Raw genomic sequence first — 19,669 nt, forward strand, 5'->3', positions numbered from 1 at the left:
TTAATCAATCCTCAACATTTAAGAAATTGGTTTGCTAATTGTTGCTATTGTACTTCATAACAGCGGGAACCGCTGTAAGTACGTGGCAGCGTATCCGTTTTTGGGCTGGGTCAGGGAGAGCCGTTAAGTATTTTGACCGATCACTTGTACTTTTATGTACTATATTTAATGAAAAGAAACAAATTTAGGCTAGCAATCCGCCTCGAACGGGTGCATTTTCCGCTCGCCTAAAACTTGCAATGCGATCGGTCAATGATGAAGAAGGAAGAAGGAAGAAGGAAGAGGGATGAAGCAAGAGGGAAGAAGGAAGAAGGAAGAATAAAGAATGTTTGAACTTTCGACTTCCCATCCCCGATGCCCGATGCCCGATGCCCGATGCCCGATGCCCGATGCCCAATTCTCAATTTAACCTGTAATTTTCAGAAGATAAGAGGAAAATAAACGAGTGCCTCAGTATCAATTCACTCAGGCTAGACGCTACGATCCACAAGCGATCGCTCAGTATTACCGCAAACGTCCTTGGAAAGCAATTTGGCGCGCAATTACCGTTATTTGGTCTTTTGCAGGCTTTGTGCTGGGGATGCTGTGGGACAGTTGGCAGCACGAAGTCGCAGCACACCAGCCGGAACGGGCCGCCCACCTGCGACAAATACTCACTCGCTTGGGCCCCACTTTCATTAAAGTCGGTCAAGCCCTTTCTACCAGACCGGATTTGATCCGCAAAGACTTTCTCGAAGAATTGATCAAACTTCAGGATCAATTGCCACCGTTTGACTCGGTGCGCGCTTTCGAGATTATTGAAGCGCAACTCGATCGCAAAATTAGCGAAACCTATAGCGAAATCTCCCCCGAACCTGTCGCAGCGGCAAGTCTCGGTCAAGTCTACCGAGCTCGCCTCCTCACCGGGGAAGCAGTAGCAGTCAAGGTTCAGCGACCGAATTTGCTACCAGTCTTGAGCCTCGATCTTTATTTAATGCGCTGGGCGGCTGGATGGTTGGGCCCATTGTTGCCGCTGAATCTCGGTCACGACCTTTGTTTAATAGTCGATGAATTCGGTATCAAATTGTTCGAGGAAATTGATTATATCAATGAAGGGCGGAACGCCGAGAAATTTGCTACAAATTTTGCCGACGACCCGACAGTAAAAGTTCCGAGTATTTACTGGCGTTATACATCAAATTGCGTTCTGACTCTCGAATGGATTGAGGGCATCAAGCTGACAGATATAGAACGTGTTAAAGCCGCAGGTTTGGATACCGATAGTTTAATTGAAGTCGGAGTCCGCAGCGGTTTGCGGCAGTTGCTCGAACACGGATTTTTTCACGCTGACCCCCATCCGGGAAATCTGTTTGCCTTAGCGGACGGCCGCATGGCTTACATTGATTTTGGGATGATGGATCAGATGGAAGAAACAACTAAAGAAACTTTGGTTGATTCTGTCGTTCATTTGATCAACAAAGATTATTTAGAGTTAGCCAAGGATTTTGTAAAACTTGGCTTTTTGACTCCAGATACAGATATTATGCCGATCGTCCCGGCGTTGGAATCTGTACTCGGTGATATCGTCGGCGAAAAGGTGTCAGATTTTAACTTCAAGACGATTACAGACCAGTTTTCGGAGTTGATGTACGATTATCCTTTCCGAGTGCCGGCGAAATTTGCCTTAATTATTCGCTCTCTGGTGACAGAAGAAGGTTTGGCCCTGACGCTGAATCCCGATTTCAAGATAGTCGAGGTGGCGTATCCTTATGTAGCGCGGCGTTTGTTGAACGGAGAATCTCCGGCACTGCGGCGGCGTCTGATTGAGGTATTATTCAAAGATGGCAAATTCCAGTGGAACAGGTTGGAGGAGATGATCGCGATCGCCAGATCAGATCGCAGTTTCGACTTGCTCCCCACCGCCCAACTAGGCTTGCAATATTTGCTGTCAGATGAAGGGTCGTTTTTGAGACGCCAATTGATATTGGCTTTGATAGAGGACGATCGACTCCACACCGAAGAAGTTCGCCGCCTGTGGAACTTAGTCAAGGAAGACTTGCAACCAGGTCGCCTGTTTAACGTTGCTCTAGGCGCTTTGGCGGATTTTTCCACAACAGGAGCAGCGGCGCTAACTCGATTTTAATTAGAAGGAAGAAGGAAGAGGGAAGAAGGAAGAAGGAAGAGGGAAAAAGAAATAAAAATAATTATACTTTTGCCAATTCCCAATTCCTAATTCTCAATTCCCCACTCCTAATTCTCAATTTCCAATTACCAAATTAAGGAATTATTCGTGTATTATTTTCCAGAACCTCCCTATTTTTTAATGTCGGCTGGATTACTAGCAGGTATGGCTTCCGGCCTAGCATTTGAAGCAACTCTCAAACAAGCCGTACAACTGTGGTCTAAAAATCGTTCTACTCGCACTTTGGCTGACCTGCAAGGGCTGCAATTGCTGATACCTTTTCTGGGAATGGCTGGCGGAATTTGTGTATTTTTAGCTTCGGGGATGGAGATTTTTGCCTTCCCAAAACTACTTTGTTATGCGCTAGCTTTGCCACTGACGGTACTTACTGCCTGGCTAGTTTGGACTCAGCTAGGCAAGCTTTTGATCGAGCTAGAACGGGGAGGTTCCCAAGCGCTGGATCTGGATTCTTTTGAAGGATAAGAGTTAACTATCAACCTCTTTTGTGAGTAGCAAGGGGGTTGATAGTTATCTAGTTATCTAGGATTATCCTAATTAGAGGCTTTGGGAACCGCCGAGAACGCAGATGAAGAGAAAGAAGAGGATGACAACTTAGGCAGTAATTTGTGTAAAATTTTCAAGATTTAAAATCTAAAATCTAAAATCTAAAATCTAAAATCGAATGAGTATTTTAATTGTTACGGGTGCGGCGGGATTTATTGGGTCTAACTTAGTAGAAACTCTTTTAAATCGAGGAGAGACGGTGATCGGTGTTGATGAGTTCAACGATTATTACGATCCGGCCCTCAAGCGCAAGAATATTGCACGATTTGAAAAGTATCCGGGTTTTGAATTGGTGGAAGGCGATATTTTGTCTCTAAATTGGCGAGGTCTTTTATCTGATGTTAAGGTAATATTTCATCAGGCGGCGCAAGCAGGAGTTCGTGCTAGCTGGGGCGACGGTTTTCGCAGCTATACCGAACGCAATATTAACAGCACTCAAGTATTGTTAGAAGCGGCCAAAGATGCGCCAAGATTGCAAAAGTTTGTGTATGCTTCTTCTTCTTCAATTTACGGCAATGCTGAATCTTTTCCCACGAATGAAAATGCTTGTCCGCAGCCAGTTTCTCCTTACGGAATTACGAAATTAGCCGGTGAACGTTTGTGCGGGCTTTATTACAAAAATTTTGGCCTTCCGACTACTTCGCTGCGCTATTTTACTGTTTACGGGCCGAGACAGCGCCCCGATATGGCTTTTCACAAGTTTTTTAAATCGATTTTGTTTGACGAGGCGATTTCAATTTTCGGGGACGGATTGCAAACGCGCGATTTTACGTTTATCAGCGATTGCGTTGCTGCGAATTTAGCGGCGGCTGAGGTTCCGGAAGCTGCGGGGGAAGTTTTTAATATTGGTGGGGGAAGCCGGGTAGTTTTGAGAGAAGTTATTGATACAATAGAGAGAATTGTCCATCGACCAATTCGGATCGATTTTACCGAAGCTGCGAGGGGAGACGCGCGGCACACTAGCGCGGATGTGTCTAAAGCCAATAAAATCTTAGGCTATCAGCCGCAGGTTGCTTTAGAAGAAGGTTTAAGGCGCGAATGGGAGTGGATTCAGTCTTTGTACAGTTAGATTACAGTTAGATGCTATAGCAATCCTAAATCATTTGTGAATTTCTTACTCCCTCCCCGATGCCTTGGGGAGGGTTGGGGTGGGGTAAAAAATTTACGACTCATTTAGGATTGCTATATCTATCCCAGAAATTACGCCACTTAAATTGAACATTGTTAACTTTTTGAATTCCCCAACTTTTGAGATTTCTCTGCAAGCGAACCAACAAATTTGGAGGCGCGAGTTTTGGCTGTATTTCCGGCGAATTCAAATAGCGGTAGTGCAGAAATACCTCCCGATACGGAATCTCAACATCTTCGCCAGCACACAATCGAGTAAACTTTGCAGCCGAAATACTCATGTAGTGCAAATAAGTCAGCCGCCGTCCTTTATCATATAAAACATCATCTATCACATCAAATTGAGAAGACCAATGATTTCCCGTTACCTGTTCGGGTTGAGCATATGCAAAGTTGTAAAAAGAGATTTTGCTGCGGGCGACTAAATAGTTAAGTAAAGATTGGTCAGCGCCCCGTAAAGACATAATTTCCGATTCTCCTGATGTTAATTTTTCTAAAAGTTGATAGCAATTATTTCGATTGAAAACCCCTGGTTTTGACGCAAACCAACCCGCACAAAAAGTATGAGATTTCAGTTCGTCCAAATTTAAAATTTGAGGTAATTTTGGGGATGACAAATCAAATATATAATTGAGGTCTGATTTGTATTGAAAATCGTTTGCTACCCAATCAAAATCATCAAGCTGTTGATAAATGTAGTCTAGAGAACCCATTAACAGAGTGTCTGCGTCAAAATAGATAAATTTATCAAAAGGGCCGTCGAAACAACATAATTTTCGGTGCATTTCCAAACATTGAACAGGTTTCAAACCTTTAGATTGCCAAACTTTTTGAGCTTTTGCATGAGTTTTCCAAATTTGAGTTGCAAAGTCTTCCCAGAAAATGATTGAATCGCTATTTTTAAACAGGGTGACATGAGGACGAGTTGCAATTTCTCCTCGCACTTTTTTCAGTCGATTATCATAGGGAATGATACAAACTGGAATATTTTTTGCCCCGTTGACTTCGAGACTGTTTAATAAAGCGACTAAGTGGTCGAAAACAACATCATTTGCTAGAATATAAATGCCATCAGTCATCGGATTTTAGATTTTAGATTTTAGATTTTAGATTGAAGAATTCTACTCGTTACTAGGCTCGGTCTGGAAATCAGTTAATTTATTAGTCCGCGTGGACTTTGTTTGTGTGCTTGCGTTGCTAGAGATTTTAATCGCCGTGTGACTACAAACAATATTATTTATCCATGCCAATATCGAAATATTTTTTGCACTAAATTTTGTTTTTCCTCTTCCTCATTGAGATAACGATAATGTTTCCAAAGTTTCCAATAAGGACTACCCGATTTAATTGGTATGCCAGCCCAGTGAATATATTTTAACCTTTTGCCTTTGTCATAAAGAACATAATTTATTTCTTTAAAATGCTTGGAACCAGCCCAGCTTCCAGGTTCGGTTGCTGAATCTTTAACAAGATTGCAGCGTTTGGGAATGAGCTTGAGAATGATATAATTTAGTATAGGTTGGTCTGTGACATTTTGAGTAAAGTCAAAATATTCTCGATGCTGCGAACATTCTCGCAAAATTTCATACATTTGCGATTCTGTAATAGTTCCTTTTCTGGAAGCCCAAAAACCGCTGTTGAATACATCTTGAAGCTGGGAGTCTGTAAAAATATTTTGTTCTTTTACAAGTGGTGAGAATACATTTCGCAGTTTTTCGCTGAGGTGGTGGTAGTCGCAGCAAAAAAAGTCTACTTCTGATAGTTTGTTAAGGTTGGCTGCGATGTCTTCAAAGACGATGATATCGGTATCGATGTACAGAAATTCATCAAGGGGGCCAAACCAGGCGGCGAGTTTTCGCATTTTATTAGGCAGTGCTAAAAAGTTGCGATCGAACATTTGGCCAATTTCTCTGGTAAACTGTTCCACAAACTCCAGATTTGGGAACAATCGCACCCCGTGGAGACTGCTGAGTGCGGCTGCCACTTGCTGATAATTGTCGTCGAAGGGAATCATAAAAATTGGTACTTGACAATTGTACAGACGTATGCTGTTTAAAAGTGCGATCGCACTTTCGATCACCTTATCATTCGCAACAATATAAATACCGCGACTCATACATTTATCCTCAACCTTCTCAATACCCTTTTTAACAAATTCGGCGCAGGAACCTCAGTATAAGACTTTGGCGCTTGGGCAAAAATCGGACGCTTGGACGGTTCGCGGAGATAGCGGTAATGCAGGAACAAATCGTGATAGGGAAACTCAATATTTTCCCCCGCACAAACTCTCCGAATTAAATCCGGCTGCACACCAATATAATGAATGTAAGTAAGTCGGTTTCCCTTGTCGTACAAAATCCGATATTGCTCTTCAAAATGTTTAGAAGTGACGCTGCACCCAGTTTTTTCGCCATCCGGGAGGCTATAAGCAAAATTATAGCTATTCATCCCCGTTTTCATCACCATATAATTGAGCAACGGCTGTTCTCCCGCACCTTCATAAAGAATTTCCGCCTCGCCCGATTGCAGTTGAGCTAGCAGCCATTCCCTAGTATTTTGCTCAAACAATCCTTGCTTGCTGGCGTAAAATCCAGAACAAAATATTTCCGAGTCTATCCGATTTTGCTCAAAAACTTCGAGGAGTTTTGGTGACTGAATATTGTATACTTTAGTTGGGTCGCGAAATTGAAAATCATAAACCACAAAATCAGATTCCTCTAACTTCTGAAAAACCGCATCAAGGGAATTCATCACCAAAGTATCGGCATCCATATAGATAAACTTTTCAAACGGGCCGTCGAAAGCGCAAAAGCGTCGGTGTGCGCCGTAAAGCCGGAATTTTTTGGGGTTCAAACGCTCTGGTGCGGCTGCTTGCATGAATTTATCCCATCGCTGAATAGATGCGCTATCTTCATAAACAAAGACGTTGGGACGGTTGACTATTTCAGCTTTGATTTGCTCGATTTGGTCGTCGAAAGGATAAATACAGACAGGAGTATTTGAGCCTAAGATAACTTCAATACTGTTGAGCAAGGCAATTAGTTGGTCGTAAACTGTATCGTTGGCAAGCGTGCAAATTCCATTCATATATATAGTCTCGCGAAGGCGGACTTTGTTTGTGTAGAAGCGGTTTCAACCGCCGAATCATTTAGTAAAATGGTAGAGGAGGGCGAGCCCGGGTGACTGCAGCACAGAACCGAAAACCGGAGACTACGCCAAATCCACAGCTACGCGAAAACCGATCTTCCTGCGGCGACCGCCCGCCGAAAGCCAGTTACGATCGGCACTGCGACAATTGACCGCATAGTTGTCCCAGGAACCGCCACGCAGCATACGGTATTCAGATGTGCCCGTTTCCCAGCAACTTCCGTCAGTTGGTGCGCCGTTATAGTTTTCGTGCCACCTATCGCTGCACCATTCCCAAACATTGCCGTGCATATCGTACAGTCCAAAGGCATTGGGGGGAAATCTCCCGACATTGGTTGTTTCTTTGCGGGAAAGTCCTTTGGGAGCGTTTGCGTAGGGGTAGTATCCGTGATAATTTACTAAATCCGGGGTAATGTTTTCTCCAAAATGAAATTCGGTTGTGGTTTTCGCACGACAGGCGTATTCCCATTCTGCTTCACTCAGGAGGCGATATTTTTTCCCGTTTTTTTGCGAGACTTTGGCACAGAATTCGACGGCATCATCCCACGATACATTTTCTACACAACGTTTTTCACCTTTGAAACCCGATGGGTTGTTTCCCATTACTGCTTCCCACTGTGCTTGGGTGATGGGGTATTTGCCTGCAAAAAAAGCCGGTACCGTGACTAGATGGTGCGGATTTTCGTAATCATATCGTCCTTGTTCACTGTTAGGCGAACCCATCATAAATGTGCCTCCGGCAATATAAACCATTTCCAGCACAACTCCATTCCCTAAGTCTTCGGCGAAGAAGTGAGCATAATAAGGGCAGCGACTGTTTTCTTTTCCTTTAGCATTTACTGTTATCGCATCAAAGTCAAAAGTTGGAAAATATTTTTGTAACTGCTTTTTTATATTTGGTTCATCTCTATCCTTCAGCACCAAAAAGGCTGCAAACTTCACCTGCAGCGATTCATCTTGCAGTGCCCCAACGATCAAATCTAAACCAACATCTCCATATCTGATTGCTTCAGACAGTGCAGCAATTTTTACCTCGACAATCGGTGAATCCAAACGACTCTTAACGCCGGAAATCCCGCCTAAAACGGCTGCACCCAATGGCACTTGAGATTCACCGCCCTTGACGGCATCGTATTCTCTGGGTTGATTTTGGTTTTGTGTCATTGCACTATTTCCTGAGATACAAAGTTAGACAACCAATTGAGCAAGTTTAATTCATGGAGAATGATTTGTCTGGCTTCGGCAATTTTCTCCCTCGCTTCATGCCAATAATCCGCATTAGCAACAACCTCTTTAATAAATTCTACTCCGTTCTCATCCAAACTCGGCAGCCTCAGAAAACTCCCTGCCGGCAACAATTTATCCGCCGCAGAACCTCCGTAATAAATTGGCAAACACCAAGCTAATAAAGCATCCCAAAGCTTCTCGCTGACATACAAATCGTTTTCTGCATAATTTTCAATAGCTAAGTTGTAATAGTATGGTGCGACGGCGTGCCATTTATTGTTTACAGTGCCGTTTCCCTGTGCCCAAGTTGGCAAGTTTCGCCCGTAAAGGTCAAAATCTAATTTTTGCGATCGCAGCAATTTGATAAAGTCTAGTCTGTGGCGGTGATTGGCGGTGCGGCTAACACCTGAAGTAATCCAAGAACAGGATTTAGTTTTCGGCGGCGCAGGCATTTCATCGAGTTCTCGAAACGAGTTAGAGTGATACCAAATCGCGGGCATATAATCTGGTTTTGGTGCGAAGTCGTCTGGCCCGGAAACGTAACCGCAATAAAGTTTGGCTTGTTCGTAGTTGGCTTTGGTAATTTCAATAACTTCTGGTAATGGTGGCTCGCGGATCAGGTAAATTATGCGTTCCTTGGGGACACCGCGCAATTTTTCTCGAATGTCCTTTTCTGGATTTTGGGGGCTTGGACGGCGGATTTTGTCGAGCCATGACTGCTTTTTGGGCGATCGGGGAAAGTCGAATTGATACATGAGTAAAAAGTCTGGTTCTGGGTGATTTGCTAGCATTTGAATGTTTCCCCATTTGCCGAAGTTGTGGGGGGTTTGTTGCCACAGCCAGTCGCTTTGGTTCATGCCTGGATAGGTGGTGATTGTGCCGATGATTTTTGGGTTCATTTTAATAATAAATCTGGTTTTCGCGTGGACGGGGCGGGTTTATGAGATTATTTATTTGAGGCGAGGATTGTGGGTGAAACCCGCCCATACGGATTTTTAAATTATGGGATGCGGATTAATGAATAATTTGCGATCACACTTGGTCATCCACATAACTCAAAATTCTCTCGATCCGATTTTCCCACGAAAATTGCTTGACAAAATCCATTGTTTCTGCATAACCTTCGCTCTTCCTTGGATATTTGGTTAAACTATCTCGAATGCTTTGCGCAAAGTGGTGCGGGTTATCCGGTTCGCACCAAGTGGCTGCTATATTTCCCGATTTAAATTCCATTAAAGATGCAATCTCCGTCGCTACAATCGGAGTTCCTGATGCCATGTAATCAAAGAATTTTAAAGGAGATGTGAACGTCGCGGCCTCTGTCAAACAGTGCGGGTGAGTCAAAACATCGGCTGCTTGCAGCAAGCTAGCCAGTTGATTTTGAGGCAGGTATCCGAGAAATTTAATGTTGTTAACTTGCTTGGATTTTGCTAATTGCTGGTAGGCTGTTACTTGGGATGAATCACCGCCCGCGATCGCAAATTGAACCCGCGGCAATTCCTTAGCCACATCCACCAACATATCAACACCTTTAAACGGGTAAAGTCCTCCCGCATAAACTGCTAAATGCTGTCTGTCATCTTCTAATAATTGGTGTCGCCAATTCTGGGCAGCTTCTGTTTGTCGGGCGAGAAACAAATGGTTAAAACCGTTGTGCAGCTTAATTACTTTTTCCGGCGGCATCCCATTTTTAATCATGCTGTCTCGGACAGTATCTGCAACAGTTACAGCAATTTGAAATAGAGGATTGCGAACTATTTCTGGTTGAAAACTTTTGTCTTCGTGGTGGTGCTGTTCGTAGATAGCGGGAATACCGTTTTTAATGGCAGCTTTGACAAAGTTCCAGTCGCGGGTGTGGACAATTTTAGTGGATTTAACCAGGTGAATCGGTAAATAGTATTTTGAGACGATCGTACTCGCACTCGTCCACTTGCTGTCCAAAAGGTCGATCGGCCACGGGACGGGCAAATCTGCTACTTTTAATTGTTCCTGAAGATTGTAAATTTTTGCAAGTTGGTCATCCGGTTTCCTCGGTTGAAAAGGACGAAGTAAATCAACGGGATTCCAAGCATTCCATCCTTTGCGGAGGTATACCAAAACTGCTGGATAACCGAGGTTTGCTGCGGCATTGGCAGAGTGCGCAACTTGAACTAAGCTCGCTACATTGGGTTGCGGCAAAATATTTCTGGTAAAAAATACATAATATTTGGACATGGGAATTGGGAATTGAGAATTGGGAATTGGGAATTGGGAATTGGGAAAATAACAACTGCCAACTGCCAAATGACTATTTTTTAATAGCTTGACGCTTAATAGTATTTTCTATAAATTCTAAAGTAGTGAAAATATTAGCAGCGGAGTGAAAAGATTCTCTGATTAACTCGTCTCTTTCTTCGGGAGAGTCTACCATTTCATCTACTAGCAATTTGAGGTAAGCTATCATGGGAGTCAGGCGAGTGCGAATTTCGTAAGAACCTCTAATTAGAGCTTCGTCACGAGCGGTTTCTTCGGCAAATTGCACGGAATACAAGCGAGTGTAGTAACCTCCTTTTGCTAGCAATTCTTCGTGGGAGCCCATTTCTACGACTTGTCCGCGATCGATCACGGCGATTTTGTTGGCTTTTTGGACTGTGGAGAGGCGGTGGGCGATGACTAAGGTTGTGCGATCGCAGCTCAATTTCTCGATCGCCGCTTGCACGTACCTTTCCGAAACCGTATCCAGCGAACTCGTTGCCTCATCTAAAATTAAAATTTCCGGGTTTTGTAGCAAAGCTCTAGCAATTGAAATTCTCTGACGCTGCCCTCCCGATAAGATCACGCCCCGATCGCCAATTTGAGTATCAAACCCCTCCGGCAACAGTTGGATAAACTCGTAAGCATTCGCTCCCTTCGCCGCTTCCACAATTTCTTCCTCAGTCGCTTGGGGCCTAGCGTAAGCAATATTTTCGCGCACTGAAGCATTAAACAAAAACGTATCTTGGCTAACAATACCCATCGCTTGTCTGAGACTTTTTAGCTCAAATTCGCGCAAATCCCTGCCATCGATCGAGATATGACCTTCAGTAGGATCGTAAAATCTCGGCAGTAAATCTGCCAAAGTTGACTTACCAGAACCCGAAGTTCCTACCAAAGCCAACGTAGTGCCGTGAGGTAGAAATAAATCTACTCCTTTAAGAACTAAATTTTTGTGATTCGGATAACTAAAAGATATTTTATTAAAATGAATTCCCGATCGCAAATGAGTGTACGGCACAGAACCGTTCAGCATAAATGGCTTGTCGTCGCACCTCAAAAACTCATTAACCACCTCTACACTAGCCGATGTATTAGCAAATTGACTGCGCCCGCTATTCAATTGAGAAATTAAAGGAATTAACCTAAACATTACCAATAAATAGGTCAATAAAATGGTAGAAATAGACTCTATCTCATTCGCAAATATTGTGCGACCTATAAATACAATCAAAATTATAACTATTAAATTAACAACTTCGTTAATAGGGGCGATCGCCGCATAATTTACCTGAGCCTGAAAATCCGCTTGTTCTCGCCTTTGAATTAAATGCTTGATCCGCTGATACTCCCTTTCCTCGTTCCCTGTTGACTTGACCAGCCGAATCCCAGTAATGGTTTCCAGCACCCTAATCGAATAATCTTTCGACATTTCAGAAAGCAGGTAGCCAAAATGCTTGGAACGGTTAATAATATATTGATTTGTCCAAGCAACAAACGACAGCAAAACTGTAGCTGTCACCGTCAGTTTCCACGAGAGAGAAAGCAGCAGACCCACAAACACCAAAACCGTGATTGAGGTAGTAAACATTCCTATCGCCGTGCCAACTGCACTAGCAGTCCGACCAATCTCTCCGCCCAATCTATTAATTAAATCCCCGACTTTAGTTTTAGAGTAAAAATCTAAATCTACTTCTAACAACAACCGCAAACCTGCTTCTCGCAAATCAAAAGTCAGAGAGCGCGTCAGAGAAGTAGCTACTAAAGTATTGATATAACTCGCAATATTTTTCAAAAAAATTGCCAGAACAATCGCGCCGGTCATCACCATTAAACGCTGATTTCCTGGCATTCCCTCAAAGGGATACATCAAAGTTTTAATTAGAGGTGGAGCGCCGCGCAGCTCGATAGCTTCCTCTAAAAAACTTAAAAGCACTGGTACAATCAGAGTAGTGCTGATACCGTTGAATAAAGCGCCAGAAAAGCCCAGCACCACGGTTAAGAGAATCCTGCCGGGATATCGTCTGGCAAATTTTAGGAGTAGCTTATTGGCAGACATGAAGCATTCCCAGCTAAACAGTACGGCATCTCAAAATATTCTTTAATAACAGCCAGTTTTTCTTCCTCCATTGAGTAGTTTTAAAATAACCTTTACATACCTGCAATTATATCTGAAAGTATCGGTTTCATTGCTTGAATACTATATTCTTTCACACATCTTTCCCGAGCTTTCATTCCTTGTAAATTAGCCGCTGTAAAATTTTGAAATATCCATTTAATTTTTTGTGAAATTTGAGCGGGAGAACTCGGATCGACTAAATAACCCGTTCCTCCTAAAATTGCTGGAATATCCCCCACTCGCGTAGACAAAACAGGCTTAGCCATTGCCATGCCGTCTGTCAGCTTGAGCGGAAACTGAGCCACGGCTGTGAGAGTTTCTCGCTGAGGAACAACGACAACATGAGCCCCCGCTACAACGGACGGCATCGTCTCGACTGGAAACCGTGGCAGTTTCACAATCCAACGCCCCCATTGTTTCACAAGTTTATCATCATAATCATCATAAGGACTTCCGCCGACGATAACTAATTTTAAATCGGGCTCATTTAACTGTTCGAGAGCCATCAAAACATCCTCAACACCTTTGTGAGGTCGTGGTGCTCCGGGAAACATCAAAATTCTATACCCGGACAAGCCGTAACGCTGTCTGCTCAATTCAGGATTGTATTTAGCAGGGTCGAACATTGCAGTATCCTTGCCATTAGGCAAATATACACCACCAAAACGCTGTTTTAAAAACTCAGTATCAACAGTGACTGCATCAGCACGGTGGACGAGACTTTCCATCCACTTGAGATAGAGGGGATGATCTGGTTCTCTCAATTGACCGTTGTGTTTGAAAATATCTCGATAAAGTTGTTTGAAAGAGGGACGGTATTGCCATTCATCTCCACTGTACCAGCTCAGTTCCCAGTCGTCTATATCTAAAATTATAGAGTGGCGAGTTGCCAGTTTTTTTAGCAGCGATAAACCAAAGCTTGTAGGTTTAGGTTTGACTGCATAAATAATATCCCCATCTATTTTTTTCAAAAGTTTTTGAGCATCCATCAAAAACCCCGGATAATTTTTACCCGGTATCGCACATACCGGGATGTCTCTGGGAGGAATAGCATACAATTCGTTGCCAAACTGAAATCCAACAACTTCTACATCACATTTAAGCTCGCTAAGGACTTGAGCTAAAAGAAAAGCACGAATTGCACCTCCTCCTGACAAATCGCTTACTACTAATGAAACTTTCACTGAGTATTTTGTTTAAAACATTTGTTTGATTTTCCTGCTTAACCGAACTTTTGTCAAGGCAATCGGGACTTGCACGCCCCAGACCAAAGAAACCTGGTTTTTCACCAGGGAAAAGGGCAGCAACGAAGTATTTTGGTAAAAAAAGCGCAGTGATGTATCTATGACTTTTATTCAAGCCAGCAATACTTACTATAGGTAAAGTTTCGGATATGTTGAGGCTAATTTTTTGGAATTATTGGCTTAATTTTGTTGCTTTTGATGCAGTTTGTCAACAAACTTTAATTATTTTAAACGCCAGGGATTGTTAAGTTGATTTTGTAAAAATATTTTAGCGATGCGATCGACTATTCTAGTAAAGAGCGATCGCGTCACGTTCTTCGCGTACTGAGGGCGGTAAGGATAAGTGCAGTGCATTACTTTAATCGGTTTGTCGATCGCATAAATTTCCTTCCACTTATCCAAGTAGTTGTAAACAGGGGACAAAGTTGTCATTTTCGGTTTCACCGATTCAACAGCCGCCGCAAAAGCGCCCTGATCTTTCAATAATAGCACATTTTGATGCGCAACTACCATATCGAAATATTTCTTAAAATTTGTGAACAATTCCTGAGTTTTACTGCTTTTCGTAAAAGCGATAAATCCGCCATTGTATTGAATGCTATTTTCATTGAGCGGTAACCCGACAGCCTGCAAAGTTGACAGAATATCCTGCTTGACTCTTAATAAATTTGCAGCTTTAGCAATCGCAGGCTGCACATCTTCCGTCACCAACAAATCCACCCCGTCAAGAAAATCAAAAACCTCATCTATTGGCGACAGCAAACAAATATCACAATCCATATAAATAGTTTTCTCAAACAGAGATTCCCCGTACAAAGCCAGCTTAGCTAGCCGCGACGCTAAAACAGGATTTTCGTGAGAGGGTGCAGGTTTCAATATGACATTTCCGAACACCTGAAGTAAAGGGTATAAAATTTGAGGAACTCTATCTATTAAAACAATAATGGGTTCGCGGTGAAACTTCCTGACAGACGCCAGAAAATGAATGCAATCCTGGAAAGAGTAAAGACCAGTTAAAATAGTGATAAATCCCTTAACTGCTAATTTATTATGTGAATTCATTAATTTACTTATTGATTTACTTCTTTCTCTCAGTGTGTCCACTCCCAAAAGCTCTCACTCCACTTATCTCGATCGTAAAAAACTCCTTGCCATTCATAAAAATGTACAAAATCTTTTAGGTTAATTGTTTTATTGACTTGGCGGATCATATAAAGAGGTTTATCTCCATAAAAAGAAGCCCACATAGTATAACTGCTAGGCGGCCCGACAACATAGTGGCACTCAGCCAGAGCATACATATCTTCAATTAAATGAGCGCTGCCAAATTCACAGTTAAAATTATCAAATAAACTCGGTTTTTGCGAAGTATTAGAACAAATCAAAAACTTGATTGTTTTTCCTTCAAATAGCCTTACCAGAGAATTCATGACTTCTAAATATTGCTCAGTTGTGTAAAAGTATCTCCCCTTTTGATGCTGAGCATAATCCCCTTGACGGATGTGAATTCCGACGATCATATCAGAGTTATTTTTGACATTCAATATCAAACGCTCTACATTGATTCTATATCGTTCTAATGGTGCAAAATATGCTCTAATCTGGTCGGCGTACTTGTGTAACTTGGGGACATCTTCTACAAACCAGCCATCTCGAAATAGCCAGCCTTGAAAAGCAACAATTGAACGGTGCTTGATTTGTTCTATTTCCTGATACTTGAGCCAACTAAAAGGTTCTTTTCTGGTTATTTCTTGCGTTTTTAATATTATTGTTTTGTTACTTAAATACTTAATAAAATTATAATATTTACTTCTGACAAACTTGTTACCTGCTGCGGTAAAAAGTGGAGGAGGATAACAACACAAAAAATCCCTAGCGGTTCCCACAAAGAATTCTGCATATTCGTCAAAAGCAGGATTGAGAACAGTCAAATTATGCTCGATCGCCCAAGCAATGAAATTAGCAAAAAGCAGCAGTCGGTTGCCGAGTTGTCCCGATTTAGCAGATATTATTAGCATACTCACTGTTTTTTATTAATATCAGGTGCTTAGGGCGCACGCTACACAATGGTAAGGTGCGCCCTAAGCACCCTACCGACTAAGAATTGTGGCGTTTTTGGTGCCACTGCCAAGCATGGGAGATAATGTTCTTAATGTCGGGATATTCTGGAGACCAACCCAAGGTTTTTATGGCTTTCTCGCTGCTGCCAACTAAAGCAGGAGGGTCGCCCGGACGCCGATCGCATTCAACAGCCTTAATCTCTTTTCCCGTCACTTGGCGAGCCGTTTCTATCACCTCTTTCACCGAAAACCCGCCGCCGTTGCCCAAATTAAAGAAATCAGATTTGCCACCATTTAGCAAATATTCTAATCCTAAAATGTGAGCCGATGCCAAATCGTTAACGTGAATGTAATCGCGAATGCAAGTACCGTCAGGAGTATCGTAATCCGTGCCAAAAATCGCGATCGAATCTCGTTTCCCCAAAGCAGCGAACAACACCAGCGGGATTAGGTGAGTTTCTGGATTGTGATCCTCTCCTACCAACCCGTTCGGATCTGCCCCAGCCGCGTTAAAATAGCGGAAACACACAGACTTAAAATCGTACGCAGCGTCAAAATCCGACAAAATCCGTTCTACCATTAACTTAGTAGCGCCGTAGGGATTGATCGGGTTTTGTGGGTGGTCTTCTGTGAGCGGAATTTTCTGCGGTACGCCGTAAGTCGCGCAAGTAGAAGAAAACACAAATTTCTTCACGTTAGCAGCGAGCATTGCTTCCAAAAGAGTAATAGTACCGATGACATTGTTGCGGTAATATTTAGCTGGGTCGGTAACAGATTCGCCCACGTAAGCGTATGCAGAAAAGTGCATTACCGCAGCAATATTGTGCGTAGCGAACAGGTTGTCCAGAAGAGTGCGATCGCTCGTATCGCCAACTACCAACTCCACCTGCAAAGCCCGATCTACTATATCTCGGTGACCGTAAACTAAATTATCCAAAATTACCACACCGTAACCGGCGTTTTTCAGTGCTAATACCGCGTGAGAGCCAATATATCCGGCTCCACCCGTCACCAAAATAGTTTGTTTTTCTGCACTCATTTTATTCTGCCTGTTTTTGTAGCTGGGATTGCCAAGAGCCTTGTTAATTTGAGACTTCTACAACTGACGCTTTCACACTCCACATGAGCCGGAGAACTCAAGCGAGATATATAGACTTTCCTGTGCGGCACGATCGCACTCCGAAAAAACGCTTTTTACACTCCAGAGGGATGCTGACTGCGCCACTCTTCAGTTCAATCGATAAACTTGAGGCGACCAATTTGGAGATAATCAAATATCCGATTGATTTGGTGTCGATCCTCTTCTGAAATTTTATCATCTGACAGGATAGCAGAAGTCAAAACTAAATGTTCCCGGCGAGTAATCTTGCCAGACGCTACAATCCGATCGACCATTTGAGAAATTGTTAAGTTCGATTTGTTGTGAGATGTTCGCATTTATTCGATCGCTTCTATGTCACAATAGTTAAACGGGATTGCAGTTTTTGACCCAAAACCAAAAATCGTGCGTACCAGACTGTAACTCAATTTGCTCAACAGCAGAAATAAGCTATCAGAGTTTTAGTTCCAAAGATAGATGTGCAGACTTGATAAGTCTGCATTCAGCCTTCGGATACGGTTCAGACTAATTTAATTATATAATATTTTTCCTAGAGAGGCAGTTTTCTATGCAGGTTTATAGGCTTCCGGTACTGTCCGACAATTACATTTTCTTGCTGCACGACCCCGATCGCCGCACAGCAGCCGTCGTCGATCCAGCCCAAGCAGAGCCGGTCTTGCAGCAACTGCGATCGCTCGGAGCCGAATTAACCGCAATTTTCAACACGCACCACCACAGCGACCACGTAGGCGGCAACCAGCAACTGATCGATCGCTTTCCCCAAGTTAAAGTTTACGGCGGCGCAGAAGACCGAGGCAGAATTCCCGGACAGCAAGTGTTTTTACAAGCGGGCGATCGCGTTGAATTTGCTGGCAGAAGCGCCGAAATCTTCTTCGTACCCGGTCACACAAAAGCTCACATCGCCTACTATTTCCCCCCCAGCAACCCAGGGGAAACCGGCGAATTGTTCTGCGGCGACACTTTATTTGCTGGAGGCTGCGGCAGACTATTTGAAGGCACTCCAACTCAAATGTTAGCCTCCCTCGGGCAACTGCGAAACTTGCCCGACAGTACGAGAGTCTGGTGCGCCCACGAATACACGCTGAACAACCTACAATTTGCCTTGAGCGTGGATGGCGACAATCTAGATTTACAGCACCGCTTGGGCGAAGTCAAAGAAGCGCGCAGTCGATCGCAACCTACAATACCATCATCGATCGGCATCGAAAAAAGCACAAACCCATTTTTGCGCTGGGATTGTCCCAATCTCCAATCAGCCACAAACAGCCGCGATCCAGTGCAAACCTTCGCTCGATTGCGCGGCATGAAAGACCGATTTTGACCGAAAGCATCCAGGATACAAGCCCCCGGATTCATCCGTGGGGTCAATGCTTCAATCTAAAATCTAAAATCTAAAATCTAAAATCGATTGACCTTAACGTTTTTGTTTTTTCAGGTAACTCTTAAACTTGAGTATCGGTTCGCTCAACCACCGATCTAATCTTCTGTATTTTACCTGAAAGCTCGACAGCCCCTTAAACTTATTTGGAATTTTTTCTATTTCGTCCTTAAACGGTGTCTTAGACAACATATCCAGCCATAATTGATTGGGGGCGGAGCTTTCCCACGGTTTCGGTCTTGACATAAAGTGCATCACTTTACTTGACTTATCATCAGTATCGTGGTTGTTCCATATTTGCCCTAATTGCTTCCACCTTCCCACTAAAACAGAATTTAATGCACCTTGATCGCGATCGCCCCAAACGTGAACCCTAGCGTTTTGGAGCAACTTTTCGGACAGTTTCTCTTCCTCCCAAAGCTTCATGTTGTAAACTAAAACGCCACTATTGAAATAAGGGTTTCGATCTTGATAATTGTTGCAATTTCCCCAGACGTTAGCTGCGGCTGCTACCGGCATAGTTTGAAAATCTAGGTTCCACAGCGGCTCTAAACTCCCCAAAACGATCGTGTCGCTGTCGAGCCAAATCAGCCTTTCTGTTTCTTTCGTATATTTTCGCGGCTCCAATTTAACGTAAGGAAGTTTAGAACCTGACACCGAAAGCAGTTGGTCGTAATTAGATTGCAATTCTTGCCATTCAATCTGGTATTTGCAGCAATTCTGTAACTGTTTCTTTTGCTGTGGATCTATCCTGGTAGATACAATGCTAATTTTTACCGGCTGCTTCCCAGATTCGCTAACATTGAGATCTACAGACTTGAGAAGTGCTGCTAACCCCAGAATATAGGTGCGATCGGCGGCTGTGAATATGTGCATAGGATTAAGTTTGTGAAATGAATGGCAGTAAAAGGCGCACGGTCAAACGCGATACAAACGCTGGGACTGGAGGAAGCAGGCAGCCCTGTATTGGTGGGGTAAATGCGATCGCCCGTTTACCGTTGAGACCAACATAATCTTGCCTCAATTTACGAGCGGGTTTACACAAAAAAACGGGGTTTCTAAGTAGGTAGGCAGAAATAAAGTTTACAATATAACAGAATGTAAGAAGGGCGTAACAAGAGCGATTGCTTCGTTTCACTCGCTCCGAGAGAAACCTTATGTATTTTCAAGCTTCATCCACTTATTATTTACCTGTGCGCAAGTTTCATCTGTTCGCGCCCCAAAACGAGCAACAGCCGTCGGTAATATGCAGCAACGCCGAAAACTGATGAGACTTACTGACCTGGCAT

General features: G+C 43.2%; 17 protein-coding genes. 4 read left to right on the top strand and 13 right to left on the bottom strand.

Annotated elements, in window-relative coordinates; translation table 11 throughout:
* Positions 1 to 445 precede the first annotated feature (445 nt).
* The 3 genes from QUA13_RS08070 (at position 446) to QUA13_RS08080 (ending at position 3,794) form a co-directional block, all read left to right on the top strand.
* On the top strand, positions 446 to 2,122 hold the full coding sequence (locus QUA13_RS08070) for an AarF/ABC1/UbiB kinase family protein (protein ID WP_333197842.1): 1,677 nt from the start codon (positions 446 to 448) through the stop codon (positions 2,120 to 2,122).
* Between the two features lie 147 nt (positions 2,123 to 2,269).
* A complete protein-coding gene (locus QUA13_RS08075) occupies positions 2,270 to 2,644 on the top strand; it encodes a hypothetical protein (RefSeq protein ID WP_172185935.1) in 375 nt (124 codons plus the stop codon).
* 199 nt (positions 2,645 to 2,843) lie between these two features.
* A complete protein-coding gene (locus tag QUA13_RS08080) occupies positions 2,844 to 3,794 on the top strand; it encodes an NAD-dependent epimerase/dehydratase family protein (RefSeq protein ID WP_333197845.1) in 951 nt (316 codons plus the stop codon).
* 100 nt (positions 3,795 to 3,894) lie between these two features.
* Here QUA13_RS08080 and QUA13_RS08085 read toward each other — a convergent pair whose 3' ends face one another.
* The 12 genes from QUA13_RS08085 to QUA13_RS08140 form a co-directional block, all read right to left on the bottom strand.
* Positions 3,895 to 4,932 carry an Npun_R2821/Npun_R2822 family protein gene (locus QUA13_RS08085; protein WP_333197846.1) on the bottom strand — a complete coding sequence of 346 codons (1,038 nt, stop codon included), beginning with the start codon at positions 4,930 to 4,932 and terminating at the stop codon, positions 3,895 to 3,897.
* A 158-nt stretch (positions 4,933 to 5,090) separates the two neighbouring features.
* Positions 5,091 to 5,969 carry an Npun_R2821/Npun_R2822 family protein gene (locus QUA13_RS08090; protein WP_333197847.1) on the bottom strand — a complete coding sequence of 293 codons (879 nt, stop codon included), beginning with the start codon at positions 5,967 to 5,969 and terminating at the stop codon, positions 5,091 to 5,093.
* Entirely contained in the window at positions 5,966 to 6,940 is a 975-nt protein-coding gene (locus QUA13_RS08095; protein WP_333197849.1) for an Npun_R2821/Npun_R2822 family protein, read from the bottom strand. The genes QUA13_RS08090 and QUA13_RS08095 overlap by 4 nt, the downstream gene beginning before the upstream one ends.
* Positions 6,941 to 7,063: 123 nt before the next feature.
* A complete protein-coding gene (locus QUA13_RS08100; RefSeq protein ID WP_333197850.1) occupies positions 7,064 to 8,164 on the bottom strand; it encodes a formylglycine-generating enzyme family protein in 1,101 nt (366 codons plus the stop codon).
* Entirely contained in the window at positions 8,161 to 9,126 is a 966-nt protein-coding gene (locus QUA13_RS08105; RefSeq protein WP_333197851.1) for a glycosyltransferase family 10 domain-containing protein, read from the bottom strand. The genes QUA13_RS08100 and QUA13_RS08105 overlap by 4 nt, the downstream gene beginning before the upstream one ends.
* A gap of 133 nt (positions 9,127 to 9,259) precedes the next feature.
* Positions 9,260 to 10,441: a glycosyltransferase family 4 protein gene (locus tag QUA13_RS08110; RefSeq protein WP_333197852.1), complete on the bottom strand. Its 1,182-nt coding sequence runs from the start codon at positions 10,439 to 10,441 to the stop codon at positions 9,260 to 9,262.
* A gap of 73 nt (positions 10,442 to 10,514) precedes the next feature.
* Positions 10,515 to 12,518, bottom strand: a complete 2,004-nt coding sequence (locus tag QUA13_RS08115) for an ABC transporter ATP-binding protein (RefSeq protein ID WP_333197853.1) — start codon at positions 12,516 to 12,518, stop codon at positions 10,515 to 10,517.
* Positions 12,519 to 12,610: 92 nt separating this feature from the next.
* Complete coding sequence (locus QUA13_RS08120) at positions 12,611 to 13,762, bottom strand: glycosyltransferase family 4 protein (RefSeq protein ID WP_333197854.1); 1,152 nt, start codon at positions 13,760 to 13,762, stop codon at positions 12,611 to 12,613.
* A gap of 282 nt (positions 13,763 to 14,044) precedes the next feature.
* On the bottom strand, positions 14,045 to 14,884 hold the full coding sequence (locus QUA13_RS08125; protein WP_333197855.1) for a hypothetical protein: 840 nt from the start codon (positions 14,882 to 14,884) through the stop codon (positions 14,045 to 14,047).
* 29 nt (positions 14,885 to 14,913) lie between these two features.
* Positions 14,914 to 15,840, bottom strand: coding sequence for an alpha-1,2-fucosyltransferase (locus QUA13_RS08130; RefSeq protein WP_333197857.1), 927 nt, complete (start codon positions 15,838 to 15,840; stop codon positions 14,914 to 14,916).
* A gap of 79 nt (positions 15,841 to 15,919) precedes the next feature.
* Positions 15,920 to 16,921 carry a UDP-glucose 4-epimerase GalE gene (gene galE, locus QUA13_RS08135; protein ID WP_333197858.1) on the bottom strand — a complete coding sequence of 334 codons (1,002 nt, stop codon included), beginning with the start codon at positions 16,919 to 16,921 and terminating at the stop codon, positions 15,920 to 15,922.
* Positions 16,922 to 17,115: 194 nt separating this feature from the next.
* Positions 17,116 to 17,319, bottom strand: a complete 204-nt coding sequence (locus tag QUA13_RS08140) for a hypothetical protein (protein WP_333197859.1) — start codon at positions 17,317 to 17,319, stop codon at positions 17,116 to 17,118.
* A gap of 230 nt (positions 17,320 to 17,549) precedes the next feature.
* Between QUA13_RS08140 and gloB the strand changes: the two genes are divergently transcribed.
* Positions 17,550 to 18,323 (top strand): hydroxyacylglutathione hydrolase, encoded by a 774-nt coding sequence (gloB, locus tag QUA13_RS08145; protein WP_172185921.1) that lies wholly within the window; start codon positions 17,550 to 17,552, stop codon positions 18,321 to 18,323.
* A 93-nt stretch (positions 18,324 to 18,416) separates the two neighbouring features.
* Here gloB and QUA13_RS08150 read toward each other — a convergent pair whose 3' ends face one another.
* The gene (locus QUA13_RS08150) at positions 18,417 to 19,256 is read right to left on the bottom strand and encodes a glycosyltransferase (protein WP_333197861.1); all 840 of its coding nucleotides are present in this window, start codon (positions 19,254 to 19,256) and stop codon (positions 18,417 to 18,419) included.
* Between the last annotated feature and the right edge of the window lie 413 nt (positions 19,257 to 19,669).

It is taken from the genome of Microcoleus sp. S28C3 (genome assembly GCF_036700785.1).
GTDB lineage: Bacteria > Cyanobacteriota > Cyanobacteriia > Cyanobacteriales > Microcoleaceae > Microcoleus > Microcoleus asticus.

Excerpts from the sequence above, each read along its gene's own strand:
- QUA13_RS08140 (WP_333197859.1), bottom strand. The coding sequence starts at position 17,319 with ATGCGAACATCTCACAACAAATCGAACTTAACAATTTCTCAAATGGTC.
- QUA13_RS08085 (WP_333197846.1), bottom strand. The coding sequence starts at position 4,932 with ATGACTGATGGCATTTATATTCTAGCAAATGATGTTGTTTTCGACCAC.
- QUA13_RS08100 (WP_333197850.1), bottom strand. The coding sequence starts at position 8,164 with ATGACACAAAACCAAAATCAACCCAGAGAATACGATGCCGTCAAGGGC.
- QUA13_RS08130 (WP_333197857.1), bottom strand. The coding sequence starts at position 15,840 with ATGCTAATAATATCTGCTAAATCGGGACAACTCGGCAACCGACTGCTG.
- QUA13_RS08125 (WP_333197855.1), bottom strand. The coding sequence starts at position 14,884 with ATGAATTCACATAATAAATTAGCAGTTAAGGGATTTATCACTATTTTA.
- galE (WP_333197858.1), bottom strand. The coding sequence starts at position 16,921 with ATGAGTGCAGAAAAACAAACTATTTTGGTGACGGGTGGAGCCGGATAT.
- QUA13_RS08105 (WP_333197851.1), bottom strand. The coding sequence starts at position 9,126 with ATGAACCCAAAAATCATCGGCACAATCACCACCTATCCAGGCATGAAC.
- QUA13_RS08080 (WP_333197845.1), top strand. The coding sequence starts at position 2,844 with ATGAGTATTTTAATTGTTACGGGTGCGGCGGGATTTATTGGGTCTAAC.
- gloB (WP_172185921.1), top strand. The coding sequence starts at position 17,550 with ATGCAGGTTTATAGGCTTCCGGTACTGTCCGACAATTACATTTTCTTG.
- QUA13_RS08110 (WP_333197852.1), bottom strand. The coding sequence starts at position 10,441 with ATGTCCAAATATTATGTATTTTTTACCAGAAATATTTTGCCGCAACCC.
- QUA13_RS08115 (WP_333197853.1), bottom strand. The coding sequence starts at position 12,518 with ATGTCTGCCAATAAGCTACTCCTAAAATTTGCCAGACGATATCCCGGC.
- QUA13_RS08150 (WP_333197861.1), bottom strand. The coding sequence starts at position 19,256 with ATGCACATATTCACAGCCGCCGATCGCACCTATATTCTGGGGTTAGCA.
- QUA13_RS08095 (WP_333197849.1), bottom strand. The coding sequence starts at position 6,940 with ATGAATGGAATTTGCACGCTTGCCAACGATACAGTTTACGACCAACTA.
- QUA13_RS08090 (WP_333197847.1), bottom strand. The coding sequence starts at position 5,969 with ATGAGTCGCGGTATTTATATTGTTGCGAATGATAAGGTGATCGAAAGT.